We start from the raw sequence: 15,390 nt of genomic DNA on the forward strand, positions 1-15,390 counted from the left end.
GCACAACCTCGCCCTCGCCGGATAGACGGACAAGCCACACAGCGAACAGCCACGCCCAGGCCCACCCAAAGATCATTTACGGGACAGCCCTTAGTAATAGTCCCCGCGAGCGATGCCAAGCTCCCCCATTCCACCTCACGGAGCACATCGACCGCGACCCTGGCCCGTAACGCTGACGGGGCGTTTCCAGTACCCGCTGACAGCTCAGGGACCGCCGAGACCCGGACGCTTTCCCAACCCGCCTACATACGTTCCTCGTTCTCTCACCTATGCAGTCACCGATGTACCGCCGGTTGTCCGCACAGCTGGCGCAGGTCAGGTGCATGGGACGGTGCGGTGGGGATACCGACACAACTCCCAGGTCGTTGCCTGGCACTGCCGCGGGGAGGCCGCTGAGTTGTGGCGAGCAGGTCGGCGTCCGCGGCTGCGGGCCCTTGGATGTGAGGAGTTGCCGTGGTGGCGCGGGACGTTGATGTGCTGGTGGTGGGTACGGGGGTGGTGGGCCGGTCACTGGCGTTCGCGCTGGCCGCCGCCGAGCCGTCGGTGCGGGTCGTGCTGGCAGGCGACACTTCCACTCCCGGTCCCGGTGGGGCCGGGGGAGAGGGCGCGTCCGGTGCGGCGGGGGCAATGCTCGGCGTGCTGGGCGAGGTCACCGACCTTGGGATGCGGACCCGTTACGGACGACTGCGTATCGAGCTGGCTGTCGCGGCCGCGCGGCGGTGGCCGGCCTGGCGCGACCAGGTCCGCGCCCGCGCCGGCGCCAGCGCGCCGGAGCAGGACGGTTACGGCACCGGCACGTTCATGATCCTGAACGCGGTCTCCTCCCGCCTCGACGATGCCTCCTTCACCGCCGTCGCCCGGGCGGCGGCCGAACACAACCTCTCCTGCCACGACACCGCTGCGGCGGACATCCCCGGATACCGGCCGCTCGACAACGACCGTGCGCTGCGCGCCTGGTACATGCCCGACGAGCAGTTCCTCGACGCCCGGGCCTGGCTCGCGACCCTGGATGCCGCCCTGGCCGCCCAGCCCCAGGTGACCCGCACCCCGGCCGGACAGCTCACCGCGGCCCCGGGCAGTGGCTACCGCCTCACCACCCCGCAAGGCGTCCTCCGCGTTCCACGCGCGATGGTCGCGGCCGGATCCTGGACCATCCCGATCCTTCAAGCCATCGATCCGGACCTGCCCGTCGTTCCCGTCCTCACCGCGGCCGGTACCGCGGTGACGGTCACCGCTCCCGAAGCGTGGTCGGCGGTGGTCCGTACCCCCAACCGAGCCTACGCGTGCGGCCTGCACGCCGTCCCCCAGGCCGATGGCACCCTCTACCTCGGCGCCAGCGCCCACCCCGCCCTGGCCCGCACCGGCCAACCGACCGCGGGGGCGCTGCGTTTCCTCCTCGACGCCGCGCTCTCCCAACTCGACCACCATCGCGACGGCCTGCACGCCTCCCCGCTGATCGCCACCCTGCTCGCTGCCGCCCTCCTCGCACCCACGGACCCGCCGACTCCGCTACCGGACCCGTTGGCCGCGTTCACGCCCTGCCGCGCGCTGATCGCCGACCTCACGGCCAAGGAAGCGGCCGCGGAAGCCGCTGTCCATCACGCGGCTCTTGCCGCGGAGGCCCGGATGCGGCCACCCCTGACGGGCGCCTGGCCCCAAGCCCTCACCGACGCCTACGCCGCCCGGATGGAAAACGCGTACGCGGCCATGCCCGAGGGCTACATCCCGCCCCCCGACGTCGCCCCGCTCGCCTACGAGGAAACCGGACCGGCCCTCGCCGAACTCTCCGCCGACGACATCGCCCGCCACGACTGAGCCGGCGTGTGACACCCCCTCACCCGGGGCGCCAGACCACACCGCTCCCGCTGCCGCCCCCGCTGCCGCTCCCGCTCCACCACCCCGGCCGCCGTCCCCGGCAAGGCGGGCGCCGCCCAGGCCGAGCCTGCGGTGCCCGCGCACCGCCAGCAGTCCGCGCCCACACGGAAACAGGGATGCAGCCGGTAGCCGTTCCCGGATCTGATGACGGCCCGCTCGTCAGCTATCGGGCAGGCTCGAGAGGTGGTGCGGGCTCCGGCTCCGAAGTACTGGCCGGCCCGTTGCTTACCTTACGGGTCGACCCGTAAGGTAAATGCCCATGAGCTCCTCTCCGTCCTCCAGGGGACGTCCCAGGGACCCCCGATCGCACGAGGCGATCATCCGCGCGACGGTAGAACTGGTGGTCGAGGTCGGCTACGCCGAGACATCGATTGGGGCGGTAGCCGCGCGGGCCGGTGTCGGCAAAGACACGATCTACCGGCGGTGGCCGGGCAAGCCAGAGTTGGTCTTCGAGGCGGTGTTCACGACCACCGATGATGTTCCGCCCCCGGACACCGGGACGCTGGCCGAGGATCTGACCGTGCTGGTACAGGGCCTGGTCGACGAGTTCTGCGCGCCGGCGGCCGCGTCGGCACTCCCGGGGCTGTTGGCCGACTTCGCCGCGGATCCGGAACTGAAGGCGCGCATCCGCGGCGACTTCCTGGCCCCGTCGAAGGAACGGCTGCTGGTTGTCTTCGAACGTGCCGTGCTGCGTGGAGAGATCGCGGGCGACACGCCCGTGGACTTGGTCCTGGACACGCTGGCAGGAGCCGTGTTCTTCCACATAGGCCTGGTCGGGGAGCACCCTGACCAGGAGCTGGCCGCACGGCTGGCCGCTGTCGTGGCCAAGGGAATCGAGGTCCGATGAACGGCTGGCTTCTCGCGGCAGGGATCACCGCTCTCGGCGTGGCCGGGATACACATCGTCGGCGGGCACCGCGATGTGGTGCGCCCGCTGCTGTCCTGCGGGCTCGCGGACGAACCCAAGCGTGTCCTGCACGCCGTGTGGCACATGGTGAGCGTTGACCTGGCGCTCTCCGGACTCGTTTTGCTCTGCCTCTCCCTGACGGACGGTACGCCGGGTACCGGATTGGTGGCGTGGTTCGTAGCCGCGCACTTCACCGCGTACGCGGCGGCCTTCTTGGTCGTCACGCTCTCCGTCGGCTGGCCCAGACCCCTACTCCGCCTACCGCAATGGATTCTGCTTCTGCCGGTCGCAGCGTTGGCAGCGGCGGGCGCCGCGTAGCCACACGCCTGGAGAGCTCACCGGCCGCCGCGTCCAGCCGTTCGGGCATGCCATCGAGTGGGTGGGTGCCTGGCCCTGGCCGCTGCTGTCCGCCCGCATGCAGCAGCTCGGCGAGAGGGGCGGCCGCACGCGCACTTCGGGTACCTGGCCCGCGTCACCAAGGGCGAGTCCTGGCGTCAGGGTGCGCCGGGGGAGTTGGCGCGCCGCATGGTCCTGGCCACCCAACAGGCCCTGACCACCGCCCTGGAGTCGCCGCTGTCGGCGGTGCCGCGGGTTTCGGCGGCCGCCGCCCGCTCCCGGTCCACCACCCCGGCCGCCGTCCCCGGCAAGGCGGGCGCCGTCCTGGTCGAGCCCGCGGTGCCCGCGCACCGCCAGCAGTCCGCGCCCACACGGAAGCAGGGACGCAGCCGGTAGCCGTTCCCAGATCCGGGCGGCTGCCGAGGGCGACCGACTAACCCGCCGACGAACCGACCGGAGGAGCCGCTGTCGGAGTTCGAGTGCATCCGGCTCTACGGCGTCGCTGAGCTGCCGGGCTGGGAGTACCCCCGCCGGCGGGCCAGGAGCACCCGCGTACCTGAACCGCCGCCGTGCCCGGCCGCCCCGGGGCGATGTCGGAGGGATGGTCGGGGCCGAGCCGGTCGCGCCGCTGCATCTGGTTCGCGATCCGCACCACTTTGACGACAGCCCCTAGCCAGCCGACCTTCCCGCCGGGAACGGGCAGGGCTCCTGCCTTCGGGTAGGGGCCTTGCGGTCGCGTCCTGCGGTTGCCCCGAATTCGACTGACCCCGCCACCACCCTTCTATGTAATGTCACATGGCGTGATGATCTTACGTAGTACGGCTTTCGCCGCTGCCCTGCTGGGCGTGATCGCGGTCCTCCCGCCCGCTGTCGCGCACGCCGAGGCCCCGTCCGGCTGCGGCTCTTCCGCTTCCTCCGCGGCCCCCGAGTCCGCCGCCGCGGACGTCGCTTCCACCGCCGACCCGGAACAGGCCCGGCTCGCGGACCCGCGGACCGCCGCCTTCACGGAGCGGGCCGCCTTCGGTGACTTCGTACGCCGCTTCCCGGCCGCGCTCTGCAGCGCGCGCGACGCCGCCGAGGCCGGCCGGCTCCTGGACGCCTGGGGCGAGGCGCTGTGGCAGGCTTCCGTGAACCGGGCCCAGGGGCGTCGCCCCGGCGGCGACCTGCCCGCCGGGGACGACCGCCCGCTGTACTGGACCCGCTTGCGGATGACCGTCCAACTGGCCGACTGGCGACCGGGGTTCCCGGTGAACCGGGCGGCCCTTCGGACCCGCTTCGAGGACGCCTCCCGGGGCCTCGCCGCCAACGACTTCCGCGGTTCCCCCGGGGTGCGCCGCCTGTTCGTCAGCGGATTCGACCCCTTCGGCCTGGACACCGAAATGCGCCGGGCCAACCCCTCCGGCTCCGCGGTCCTGCGGCTCAACGGACGCCGCGTGACGCTCTCCGACGGAACCCCCGTGGAGATCCGGGCCGTCGTCCTGCCCGTGCGCTACGCCGACTTCGACGCCGGGATCGTGGAGCGCGCGTACGGCCCCCGCATCGCGGCCGGGCCCCGGGCCGCCGACATGATCACCAGCATCAGCCAGGGCTATCCCGGGATCTTCACACTGGAGGCCTGGGCCGGTCGCGCCCGGTCCGCGGATCCCTACCCGGACAACGCCGCAGCCCTGTCGGGAGGCACCTACGACCACCCCGTCACGGCGCCGGGCATGGGCCCGGGAGCCGAGTTCCTGAGCACCACCTTGCCCACCGACGCCATGACCGCCGTCCAGAGCCCCTTCCCGGTCCGGTTGAACACCGCCGTCACCGAGATACCCGCCGGGCAGCAGGGGCCCGTGGACCGCGAGGACGGCCCCACGCCCGGCTCCCGCGCCGTCGCCGGCGGCGGTGGCGGCGGCTACCTCTCCAACGAGGTCGCCTACCGCTCCAACCGGCTCCGTACGGAACTGAACCCCGTGCTCCCCGGCGGCCACCTGCACACCCCCGTCCTGACCGCGCTGCCCGCGGACCCGGCCCGGCTGAGCGACGCAACCTTCGAGCAGAACCAGACGGCCATCGCCGACGAGGTACTGGAGATCCTGCGGAACTCGGCCCGGCCTGCCGCCCACGGCTCCACGCGGACCCTGCCCTAACGGGTGCGGGCGGTCGGGGTGTCGGGGTGGCCCAGCGGACACCATGTGCGAAATGCCGGGTTGGTGGCAGTGGGGAGTTGGCAGTGACGTGCCGTCAGCCGGGGTTGTTTGTGCTGGTCGTGTGACCTGGAGACGGCACACCGGGCAGACCCGCCAGGTCTGCTCAAGGAAGCATTCCTCACATCATGACCGTCAGACTGGTCAGCGCCCTGACCGCGGGGCGGCACCGGGTCGAAGAGGGGATGTCGGAGTAATTCTTCTCGCGGGTGCGATGAGTTCGCGGGGTTGCGACGGTCATACCTGTGACAGCAATGACAGCCGCTCAGGGGAGACCACGATGTCCAGTACCGCCACCGCCACCCGCATGAAGACCGGCAGGGCCGTTGTCCGGACGGTCTGGACGTTGCGGATCCTGCTCGCCCTCTTCTTCGCCCTCGCCAGCGCACTCCCCAAGCTACTGGCGCTCCCCGCGGCCACCGCTGTCTTCGACGCCATCGGCGTGGGCCACTGGTTCATGTACCTGACCGGTCTGCTGGAGCTGGCCGGAGCAGTCGGTCTGCTGCTCAACCGACTGGCCGGGCCGGCCGCGACGGCGCTCATTGTGTTCCTGGCGTGTGCGTTCGTCACCCAGCTCACCGCGATGGACGGCGAGAACGCCGGAACCCCGTTCCTCTTCATGGCCCCGCTGGCCGTCATCGCATGGAACCAGCGCACCGAGACGGCCAGGCTCCTCGGCCTCTCGCGCTGACCCAAGGCTTCGACGGTCCGTCGGCAGAGGGCCCCGTTCGGCGCCGCGAGATGTCGGTAGCGTCGCTGCCAGTCCGGTCGCGGGTTCGAGCTTGCGGGCCTTCGTCCTTGGTCAGCCGCTTCGGCACGACTCCTGGGGACGGGCTTCCTGAAGGTAGATTTCCGGCAGGGGAACACACGATCCATTGGGGGAGTCTGATGCAGTACCTGGGGCCGCTGGAACTGGTCGGGGACCGATGGATCATCGGTGACCCAACGCGGAACGACGGGTCGTGCCTGGTGCTCGCCACCGATGGCATCGAGCACCACGTGCGGGGAGAGGCGGACCCCCGGGACGTCGTCCCCTGGAGCAGCCTCCACAGCGTTGGGCTGAGGACCACCATGAAGTCATGGATGGCCACCCGCACCGGGGGTTTCATCGTCGCCGCAGGCGGCTACATGGACGGTGGCCGAGACGGCTGCTCCCTGTCCGGCATTCGTGATCGGCATGAGCCATGGTCGGTGAACTACACCCACCATGAACGCACTTACACGTCCGTGCACATGGCTCTGGTGATCGACTTGGTCGCGAAGATGTCCGAGGCGAAGGCGCTGCATCGCCTCGGAGACCCGGAGTGGCTCAGCGCAGTGGTCTCCCGGCTGGCGCCAACGCCGCGGTGGACCCCCCTCCCGGTCCGCCGGGTGAGCGAAATCATCGAGCTCCTCGGTACCTGAGTTGTTCTTTGCCTACCAAGATCTTCCGGGCTTGCCGATGGCCTGAGGGTCTCGGGTCGTTTGACGGCCTTGCTGACGTCGTAGCGGGGTGCCCGGTGTTTGTTCCTGGCGCCGGATGGCCGTCCGGGGCCGGCGCCTGGGTTTGGGAACACGGGTCGGGCAGGCGAGGTGAGCGCGGATGTTCCTGAGCCCGCGGCGGAACCGGGCTGGGGTGAGTCGGTCGGTGGTGGGTTTTTCCAGGGGCGGCGGAGGTCCGCGGCGAGTGGCCGGGCGAGCGGGAGCTGGGTGTGAGCGACGATCAGGATCCAGGTCCAGCGGTCGGCCGCCTCGGAGGTGCGGCTCGTGTCCGATCGGGATGGCCTCGGGAACGCTCATCGGCGGAACCATAGGCGCTACCTGGGACAACAGGCGGCGCCAGCTTCTCCGTACGTCCGCGCTGAACAAGATCTCAAACGCGGTCTCACAGGTCGGCTCCCTCATCCGTCCGACCTGACCCGGGTTGCCTGAACCGGAAACCAGGCAGGCCGTCGTGGCGCGGCGAATACGGCGACATCGCCGAAGCCCTCATGAACCGAGCCGAAGCCATCACCGGCCGGGCGGCCACCTGTCCCACCCCAGCGCTGACAGACACGCGGTGAACAGCCTGAGCCTCCCGCCCTTGGCGATGAGGTTCAGGCTGCACGCGGACACCAGGTCGAGGTGCGACCGCGTCCGGGACGGCAGCCGCACGTCAGGGAGGCCCCCGTCCCTCGACGATGTTGGGGAACCGGCCACCCGGTGGGTCGCCACGCTAAGGGCTTGCAGATCATTAACACGTTGTCTTGATCTTGTCGTCCGCGTCGATCTGGGCCTGGACCCGGGCCTGGAGGGTGGCGAGGGCCGTGGGCGGGGTGGTCGCGGGTGGGATGGAGATGCCGTGTTTCTCGAGCATGCGCCGGTTCTTGAGGAGGGTGCGGTGCATGGCGGTGCGGCTGGTGCCGAACAGGACGGCGAGGGGTTCCGCGGCCAGGGCGGCTCGCAGGTGGAGCACGGTGGCCAGTACCTGTTCAGGGAAAGTCAGCCGGGGCGGGCGGCCGCGCTGGGTATCTCCGTCCGGGGCCAGGGTCTTGGTGAGGTCAGTCAGCTGACGACGGGGCATCCCGGTCAGTGCGGGATCGGAGAGCAGGGACTGGTCCCACTCCGGCTCCGGCGTCTGCGGGGTGCGGGCCGCCGGGATTGAGGGGGACGGCTGGGGGTGCAGGGCATAGTTCCAGTCGCCGTGGAAGGCATGCCGGGTCAGCGGCAGGGCGGCCATCTCCGCGTCTGCGATGCGGACTCCGGTTGGGTAGGTGTTGGTATCCAGCTCGGCCGTCACTCTCAGCCCGGTGCGGGTGGTGGTCGCCGCGATGGACTGCACGATCACTTCATGGCTGGTCAGCGGGCGGCCGTTCCAGTTCATGGTGATGTGAGAGAACAGCCGGTGCTCGATCGGGCCTTGACCCCGGATGTTGAACACGTCTATGCGGCTTGGGTCAGGGTAGTTGCTGCCGGTTGGGCATCAGTCTCGTAGGCGATCGGGGACCGCTGGCCGAGGCGGGAGTGCCGGCGGCGGGTGTTGTATCGGGTCAGCCAGCGGAAGGCGTCGAGCCTGGCCTCACGTGCGCTCGGCCAGGCTTTGCGTCCTTTGAGCGTCTCTCTCTTGAAGGCGGCGTCGAAGCTTTCCGCAGCGGCATTGTCCGCGCTGGAGCCGATCGCGCCCATGCTCTGCCGGACCCCTGCTGACCTGCAGAGTTCCGCGAAGGCCCTGCTCGAATATTGAGATCCGTGGTCCGTGTGCATGATCGCTCCGGCCAGGTTCCCGCGGGTCCGCTCGGCCGCGGTCAGGGCGTCGGTGACGAGCTCGGTTCGCATGTGGTCGGCGATGGCCCAGCCGGCCAGTCGGCGTGAGGCGAGGTCGATGACGGTCGCGAGGTAGAGGGGCTTCGCGCCGCTGACCGGTAGGTAGGTGATGTCGCCGAGGTACTTCATGTTGACCTCGGATGCGGTGAAGTCACGGCCGATCAGGTCCGGTGCCTTCGCCGCGGCCTGGTCCGCGACGGTGGTGCGGTGCCGGCGGCGCAGGCGGACTCCCTCGATTCCGATGGTCCGCATGATCTTGGCAACGCGCTTGTGGTTGACTGCCGGGCCGCCCTCGTAGCGGAGTTCCGCGGTAATTCTGGGGGCTCCGTAGGTGCCGTCGGAGTCTTGGTGGACCTTGAGTATCCGGGCCGCGATCGCGGCTTCGACACTCTGGCGGGCCGCTCTCGCGGATGCGGTGCGGCGCCAGTAGTAGAAGCTGGAGCGGGCCAGGCCGAGGATGTCGCAGAGCCGCTTCACGCCGTGTCGGCGCTGGTGATCCTGGACGAACTGGTAGCGGTTCACCAGCGCGTCTCCGTCGCGAAATATCGGGCCGCCTTGCGGAGAATATCGCGTTCTTCCTCCAGCTCACGGATCCTCTTTCGGGCGGCGGCCAGCTCCGCCTGAACGGCGTCGCCGACGGCCTGCGAGGCGGCCAGCGGCGTCGAGTGGGCGCCAGGTCGGCGCCCATCAGCGGCCCGGATCCAGTTCCTCAGCGTCTCGGTGTTCACTCCGAGATCACCGGCGACCGACTTGACCGTCGCTCCCGGCCTCGACCGGTACAACGCGACCGCGTCCGCCTTGAACTCGGCGGGGTAATGCTTCATCCCCACAGGGACTCCGTTCTCCTGGACCATCCAGATCCAAGTGTCTCCGGTGTCCAAGATCCGGGGTCAAGGCCCCCCACCAGCTTGATCCACTTTTGTGTCGTGATGATGACGGAGGAGATCGGCGCCGTGCCCGTGTACAGCACCTACTCCCCACGCCACCGCCTTCCCCGATTCCTGCGCGGCCCCCTTCCGCCGTTCCCGCCTGCAGGCCGCACCGGCTCCGGACTCCCCATCCGCGCCCCCCGCCGCTACACCCCGCCTGCACCCGCCCTCCGCGGTTTCCTCATCGACCAGATCTGAGTGCAGGGAACCTCCGGTGACTCGTACCGGGGGACCGGTGGCGCCGCCTCTCGTGATGCGCGGTCATTGGGGCACCGGTGACTGGTGCCTGGTCCCCTCGGTGACTGGCACCGGCGCCGGTGACTGAAGGGCGGCCCCTACCCGGCAAGGACGAGGGCTTTTGATGGCCGATCAAGTTGTCGGCCCTCCGTCCCGCCTTCCTGGCCGATCGGCCATCGGCCAGGAAGGCACCGATGGCCGGTCGACCACCGGCTTTGCCAGGCCGACGTTGCTGAGCCTCACGAGGCAAGCTGTCTATCGTTCCATCCTTGGCGCGGGGACCGATCGGCCAATGGGATCCTCGCTCAGTCCCTCGTGACATCCTGTGACGGTGCTACTGACGAGCAATCAATGCAGTGTTGAGCTGCAGCCTTTGGGATACCAGTTCTCCGTGACGAGCGGTGACTCCTATGACGACAACTGGCTCAACATCGGTGGCAGGGTGACGACCCCTGAGGGCAGTTGGTCCTTCAGCGACCCGGTCCTGCTGACCGACGAGGGGCGACGGTTGTCCCGTTGGCTGCGGGCTGCCGTTGCGGGAGGGATCGCTGTGGCACAACCGGACACAGAGGGCGGGTGGTCGCCGTCCTTGACCTTCATCGAACCGGTCCTGGCCTTCAGTCTGGCCAGTCGATCCGACGGGTCCGTAGTGGTCCGCGTCCATCTTGCGCTTGAAGCCTCCCCGCCATGGCGGCCGGACATCGAGGGCGACATCGTCCCGTACGAGGTGGAGATCGAGCTCGCCGAGGTTGAGCTGTTGAGTGCAGCCGATGAATGGGACCGTGAGCTGCTGCCTTTCCCCGCCCGTTGACCGGCGCCGGCCGGTGCGTCGGGGCGTGGTTCCCGCCTTGTGTTCAGCGGGGCGGTTGTAAGCCTCGCCGGGGGTGGCGAGAGCCCGTCCGATGTCGTAGCGGGCGGCGGGTTGTCGGTTCTTCGAGCCTGGTGGACGGCCGGGGCCTGGGCGGGTGGGTTTCGGTGCACCGCCTGATGTGCCCGACTTGGCGCGCGCAGGTTCCTGAACCCGCGGCGAACCTGGGCGGGGGTCAGTCTGTCGGTTCCGCTATTGCTGTGACCGGGAAGGTTCGCCGGGTTGGGGACGCTGAGCTCGGCTGTGTTGTCAGAGGGAGGCCTGATGATATTCCCGGCCGGTCACATATCAGGGACGAGGGAAGACATGCCATCGCCATTGGAACGCCTCCAGGCACTGCTCGGTGATCCGGAGGAGGCGTGGGGCTGGCCGCGGCGAGAGGTCTGGGAGTCCTCCGAACAGCACCTCGGTGTCACGCTGCCCGCTGACTACAAGGCCTTCATGGATGTGTACGGGCCCGGAACCCTCGGCGGGTACCTCCACCTCGACCGGCCGACTGGTCTCATGACCCCTGCCGAACTCGAGGACTTCTGGTCGCTGGAGGGCTGGCGCGATGCGCGGAGAGGGTCGGAGGACCTCTACCCCTTCCCCTTCCACCCCGACACTGATGGGCTCATCCGCTGGGGTCACGACGAGCACGGCAGTGAGTACTACTTCCTGGCCGGCGACCCGGATCCGGGCAACTGGGAGATCGTGGTCGGCAGCGAGTGCGCGGAGTGGTACCGCACCAGTGGCAGCTTCACCGACTTCCTGATGCGCTGCTTCGACGGCCTCGACCGGGCGCCGTTCATGGACCGCGCCTGGCCCGGCGGCGACGTCCGCTACGAATCCTTCGACATGTAGTGCTGTTTCCGGGAAGGGTTGCCAGGTCGGGCGGTCCGGCTGCTGTTTGCAGTGATCTGCCGCTCCAACGGACACCTCGTTCGCTGCGGATGCGGGTGCACTCGAGGAAGCCCAGCGACTCAACGCCGAGGGCCAGCCCCCTGACCCCACCCGCCGCCTGACCGCGGCCCGACACCGGCCATCAGCCGGGACACCGGACGCGAACAGCCTCCCCGGCCTATGGCGCCCGGAGTCGCGACGACGGCTCCGGGAGTCCGTCTGGGCGACAGGGTGGGCCTGGTCGAGGCGCCCGGGAACTCCGGATGCAGGGGCTGGTGGACGAGCACCGGCCCGGTGCCCCCAGGAAGATCACCGATGAGCGGGTCGAGGAGGTGGTCGTGGCCACGCTGGAGCGGTCCCCGAAGGACGTGGGTGGGGTGTTGAGGGCTGAGCCGGTGTGGGTGGAGACGTTCACGGGCTTGCGGATGGGCCGGTTCGCGAGGCTGGTGAAGGTCGTGCGGGAGCGGGGCGGGAACGGCTTTGGTGGTGGCCGGCCGTGGTGTTTGCCGCTGCCCGACAGGGTCCTGCTCGTGGCCGTCTACTACCGCACCAACCTCACGATGCGGCAGCTCGCGCCGCTCTTCGGGATCACTCCAGCCACCGTCTGCCGCGTCATTCAGCGCCTGCGACCGCTCCTCGCCTTGGAGCCTGCGCGGCGGCCGACCGCGGACGTCGAACGGTTGTGGATCGTGGGCGGCACCCTCATCCCCGTCCGGGACCAACAGGTCGCAGCTTCCTCCCGCAACTACCGGTTCTCGGCAAACGCGCAGGTCATCATCGACGCCGACACCCGCCTCGTCGTTGCTTCGGGCCGCCCGGCGCCGGGGAACAAGGCCGATGTCCACGTCTGGCGGGGGTCGGATTTGTCGGCTGTGGCGGCCGGGACGACGGTGATCGCGCCCGGCGCCTACCTGGGCACCGGGCTGATCGTCCCGCACTGCAGTCAGAGTGAGCGCTCTGGGACGACTATCCGACCTCCGGATGATCGGATTGAGCGCAAAGTATGACGCATCGGGCATCCCGGTGCAGTCATGCTGGTGTCAGTTGAGGTTGCCCAACCGGCGAACTCTGAGGATCCCCAGCACGAGGAAACAATGATGAATCCGCAGTTTGCACACCAGATGACACTTGCCGCTACGGGCGAGAACGCGGTTGGAATCGCAGCTGTGGTCATCGTCGTGGCCGTCGGTGTCGCCTACGCGGTGCTGTTCATCGGGGCCCTGGTCAGCATCGCCAGGTCTGGCCTCACCGGAGCGATGAAGCTGGCCTGGGCCGCTTTCGCCGTCGTGGCCCCCTTCCTCGGGAGCGTGATCTGGTTCCTCATTGGTCGTCGCGACGCCCAACGCCAGCCGCGTACGGTCTGATCCCGGGTGATGAGTGTCGTCTCCTTGGCGAAGGCCGCGGGCTCTGCACTCGGATCCTGGGCACTCACGTCACTTGGATCTTGAGTCCAGGAGAACGGCGGTAGCCGCTGACCCGGGGGTCTGACCCGCAGACGCTGCGGAACTAAGTGGTTGTTGTCTTTCCGGTTGTGATTGTGGTGTTTCCGCTGGTCGGGCGTGGGCGTGGTGATTCGGTGGGAGGGGTGGCCTGTCGGGTTGTTGTTCTCCGGGAGGTCGCGGATGCCGTCGGTTTCTGGGTTGCTGGAACAGCGGGAGCTCACTGCTCGTCGTCGTGTGGAGGCGTTGCGGGAGGAGGCCGACCGCGTCCAGGCCGAGCTGGTCGTGGCCGAGCAGGACTGGAAAGAGTGGCTCATTGCCCGCTCGAGGGTCGACGAGGTCCTGGCCCTGGACGGTGATGGAGCTGCCGCCCCCAATGCCACCGAGGCCGTGCGGGATACGGATCCGCAGCCCGGGACACCGACGGAGGCGGCGAAGCCGAAGTCGGTGGTGCCGGTGTGGCGAGTGGGGCTGGCCTGGGCGGCGCTGTCGATGGACTACCAGCGCATCCTGCGGGTCTTTCCGACCGGAGCCGTCTCGGCCAGGGGCCTTTGACCTGCCAGGAGATGGCCCAGGTGTTCGGTATCGAGGCGGTGCCGGCGAAGGTGGAAACGCTGCGGTCCAAGGCGAAGCGCCTGGTGGCCCGCGGCTGGATGGCGGAATCGGTGCCGGGGCAGTTCACGGTGATGCCGGGCCTGGGCGGGCCAAGCGACGGGTCATGAGCAGGGTCATCGACCAGTAGATCACCGCCTCGGCGCTGCTGGTGGACCGCTCGAAGTCGCGCACGAGGCGGCGGGATCGCATCAGGTGGGCGAAGAACCGCTCGACGATCCACCGCTTGGGGAGCACGACGAAGCCGCGCATGTCGTCGCTGCGTTTCACGATCGCCAGGACCAGCGCGAGCGTGGCGAGGCAGTGGGCGACGATGCTGCCGGTGTATCCGCCGTCGGCCCAGATCAGTTCCAGCCGGTGGTGCACGTCGGTGACCTGCCCGAGCAGTACCCGGGCGGCAGTACGGCCGCCGGTGTCCGCGGCGGTGACCATCACGCCCAGCAGCAGGCCGAGCGTATCGACCACGGCGTGCCGCTTGCGCCCGTTGATCAGCTTGCCGTCGTCGAATCCGCGGCTGTCCGCGCCGACGACGGCGTCCGCCTTCACCGACTGGGAGTCGATCACACCGGCGCTCGGCTCCGGGTCCCGGCCCGTCTTCTCACGGACCTTGCCGCGCAGCCGGTCGTGGAACTCAACGATCAGACCGTGCTCGCGCCAGCGACGGAAGAAGGCGTAGACCCGGTCCCACGGCGGGAAGTCGGCCGGCATGGCCCGCCATTTCGTTCCGCTGTCGACCAGGTAGTGGACCGCGTCCAACATCGCCCGGTGGCAGTACGCCTCCGGCTGCCCACCGCGTCCCTGCAGCCAGCCCGGCACCGGCAGCAGCGGACGGACCACGGCCCACTGCGCGTCCGTCATGTCGGTGGGGTAGCGCCGCTCACGCGTCCCATTGTCCGCGGCATTCCCGAACCGGTGCGCGAGACAGTCACACGACGGGGTGAGTGGACTGGACCCGGCCTGCACGAAGGCGTAGAACTGCGACAACAGGGCCTCTTGGTAGCTCGGTGGGTGTCTACGCCAACGAGTGAGCCTCTTCCAACCTGACTGCGATGCCCGGTTGTTAGGGGGTCATGGGCTGTACGTAACGACGAAGCTCGTGGTAGACGGGCTCCGGGGTGCCCGGCTTCCGCCGTGGCCCCCAGGCATTCGACCGCGCGTTCCATCTCCTCGCGGGCCAGGGCTTTGGAGCAGAGCCGGTACAGCGAGTTGGCGAGCGCGCGCGTTCGCCCATGCTCAGCGCGTAGAGGTAGGAAAGCGGCCCGAAGTCGCCTTCGGGGCGGTCCCAGTGGTCGGGCGGCCCGGCGAGCTGGGCCAGGAGGTGCGCGAGCCCGGCCGGGACCACCGGCTCCGGGCGACCTCGCCCGCCGCGGTGATCGTCGTACGTGCTCACATCAGTCACCCTTCTGCCAGTGCCTGTGGTTCTTTCCGAGTCCGGCCCGGATATGCCGGGCGAGTTTGCGGCGCAGGAAGCGCAGCGCGTCGTACCGGTCGTGGTACAGGCGTGAAAGGGGTATACCTAGTTCGACCGCGATCCGCTCATCGCTCCAGCCGCGGCTCTGCAGCTCCACCACCCTGCGCCGTCTGCTCTCCTTCATCGCCCGGATCGCGGGGATCACAAGGTCCTCAAGAAGGTCCTGCCCGGCAAGGAAGTCGGCCGCGGCCGTGGAACGGCTCCGCCTCAGCACGCCGAAGGGTGCGGCGAAGAAGCGATGCTCCCGACCTGGACGTCGCTTCGCAGCAGTGCGGGGGGGGGGGGGGGGGGCGCGCGGGGGGGGCGGCGGCCGCGGGCGCCAGCCGACGCGCGGGGGGGGACACGCGGCACAAGCCCCACAGAC

At 69.5% G+C, this 15,390-nt stretch carries 13 protein-coding genes and 4 pseudogenes; 12 read left to right on the forward strand and 5 right to left on the reverse strand.

Features of this window, described 5'->3' with window-relative positions; all coding sequences use genetic code 11:
* Positions 1 to 453 precede the first annotated feature (453 nt).
* The 7 genes from ACWF9Z_RS35000 (at position 454) to ACWF9Z_RS35030 (ending at position 6,710) form a co-directional block, all read left to right on the forward strand.
* Entirely contained in the window at positions 454 to 1,815 is a 1,362-nt protein-coding gene (locus ACWF9Z_RS35000) for an FAD-dependent oxidoreductase (RefSeq protein WP_453609456.1), read from the forward strand.
* Between the two features lie 319 nt (positions 1,816 to 2,134).
* Entirely contained in the window at positions 2,135 to 2,722 is a 588-nt protein-coding gene (locus ACWF9Z_RS35005) for a TetR/AcrR family transcriptional regulator (RefSeq protein ID WP_453609457.1), read from the forward strand.
* Positions 2,719 to 3,099 (forward strand): hypothetical protein, encoded by a 381-nt coding sequence (locus tag ACWF9Z_RS35010; RefSeq protein WP_453609459.1) that lies wholly within the window; start codon positions 2,719 to 2,721, stop codon positions 3,097 to 3,099. Before ACWF9Z_RS35005 ends, ACWF9Z_RS35010 begins: the two co-directional genes overlap by 4 nt.
* 207 nt (positions 3,100 to 3,306) lie before the next feature.
* Positions 3,307 to 3,513: a hypothetical protein gene (locus ACWF9Z_RS35015; protein ID WP_453609461.1), complete on the forward strand. Its 207-nt coding sequence runs from the start codon at positions 3,307 to 3,309 to the stop codon at positions 3,511 to 3,513.
* A 407-nt stretch (positions 3,514 to 3,920) separates the two neighbouring features.
* Positions 3,921 to 5,249 (forward strand): pyroglutamyl peptidase, encoded by a 1,329-nt coding sequence (locus ACWF9Z_RS35020; RefSeq protein ID WP_453609462.1) that lies wholly within the window; start codon positions 3,921 to 3,923, stop codon positions 5,247 to 5,249.
* Between the two features lie 337 nt (positions 5,250 to 5,586).
* Complete coding sequence (locus tag ACWF9Z_RS35025; protein WP_453609463.1) at positions 5,587 to 5,997, forward strand: DoxX family protein; 411 nt, start codon at positions 5,587 to 5,589, stop codon at positions 5,995 to 5,997.
* Positions 5,998 to 6,194: 197 nt separating this feature from the next.
* A complete protein-coding gene (locus ACWF9Z_RS35030; RefSeq protein WP_453609465.1) occupies positions 6,195 to 6,710 on the forward strand; it encodes a hypothetical protein in 516 nt (171 codons plus the stop codon).
* A 12-nt stretch (positions 6,711 to 6,722) separates the two neighbouring features.
* Here the strand turns inward: ACWF9Z_RS35030 and ACWF9Z_RS35035 are convergent.
* The 3 genes and pseudogenes from ACWF9Z_RS35035 to ACWF9Z_RS35045 form a co-directional block, all read right to left on the reverse strand.
* Positions 6,723 to 7,048, reverse strand: a pseudogene (locus ACWF9Z_RS35035) (NF041680 family putative transposase); the annotation flags it as partial.
* A gap of 470 nt (positions 7,049 to 7,518) precedes the next feature.
* Positions 7,519 to 8,178, reverse strand: a pseudogene (locus ACWF9Z_RS35040) (ISAzo13-like element transposase-related protein); the annotation flags it as partial.
* A 29-nt stretch (positions 8,179 to 8,207) separates the two neighbouring features.
* A protein-coding gene (locus tag ACWF9Z_RS35045; protein WP_453609466.1) for an IS3 family transposase occupies positions 8,208 to 9,418 on the reverse strand; the annotation gives its coding sequence in 2 pieces (ribosomal slippage) (positions 8,208 to 9,124 and positions 9,124 to 9,418; 1,212 coding nt in all).
* A gap of 667 nt (positions 9,419 to 10,085) precedes the next feature.
* Here ACWF9Z_RS35045 and ACWF9Z_RS35050 point away from each other — a divergent pair.
* The 5 genes and pseudogenes from ACWF9Z_RS35050 to ACWF9Z_RS35070 all read left to right on the forward strand — a co-directional run bounded on the left by ACWF9Z_RS35050 (position 10,086) and on the right by ACWF9Z_RS35070 (position 13,665).
* Positions 10,086 to 10,565: a WapI family immunity protein gene (locus ACWF9Z_RS35050; RefSeq protein ID WP_453609468.1), complete on the forward strand. Its 480-nt coding sequence runs from the start codon at positions 10,086 to 10,088 to the stop codon at positions 10,563 to 10,565.
* 363 nt (positions 10,566 to 10,928) lie between these two features.
* Positions 10,929 to 11,465: an SMI1/KNR4 family protein gene (locus tag ACWF9Z_RS35055; RefSeq protein ID WP_453609470.1), complete on the forward strand. Its 537-nt coding sequence runs from the start codon at positions 10,929 to 10,931 to the stop codon at positions 11,463 to 11,465.
* A gap of 407 nt (positions 11,466 to 11,872) precedes the next feature.
* Positions 11,873 to 12,508: pseudogene (locus ACWF9Z_RS35060) on the forward strand (helix-turn-helix domain-containing protein); the annotation flags it as partial.
* 117 nt (positions 12,509 to 12,625) lie between these two features.
* Positions 12,626 to 12,868, forward strand: coding sequence for a PLD nuclease N-terminal domain-containing protein (locus ACWF9Z_RS35065; protein WP_453609472.1), 243 nt, complete (start codon positions 12,626 to 12,628; stop codon positions 12,866 to 12,868).
* Positions 12,869 to 13,126: 258 nt separating this feature from the next.
* Positions 13,127 to 13,665, forward strand: a pseudogene (locus ACWF9Z_RS35070) (hypothetical protein).
* Here the strand turns inward: ACWF9Z_RS35070 and ACWF9Z_RS35075 are convergent.
* Both ACWF9Z_RS35075 and ACWF9Z_RS35080 read right to left on the reverse strand, forming a co-directional pair.
* Complete coding sequence (locus ACWF9Z_RS35075) at positions 13,622 to 14,413, reverse strand: IS5 family transposase (protein WP_453609474.1); 792 nt, start codon at positions 14,411 to 14,413, stop codon at positions 13,622 to 13,624. The pseudogene ACWF9Z_RS35070 and the gene ACWF9Z_RS35075 sit on opposite strands and share 44 nt — an antisense overlap.
* Positions 14,414 to 14,946: 533 nt before the next feature.
* Positions 14,947 to 15,150: a hypothetical protein gene (locus tag ACWF9Z_RS35080; RefSeq protein WP_453609475.1), complete on the reverse strand. Its 204-nt coding sequence runs from the start codon at positions 15,148 to 15,150 to the stop codon at positions 14,947 to 14,949.
* Between the last annotated feature and the right edge of the window lie 240 nt (positions 15,151 to 15,390).

The organism is Streptomyces sp. NPDC054961, from assembly GCF_053609145.1.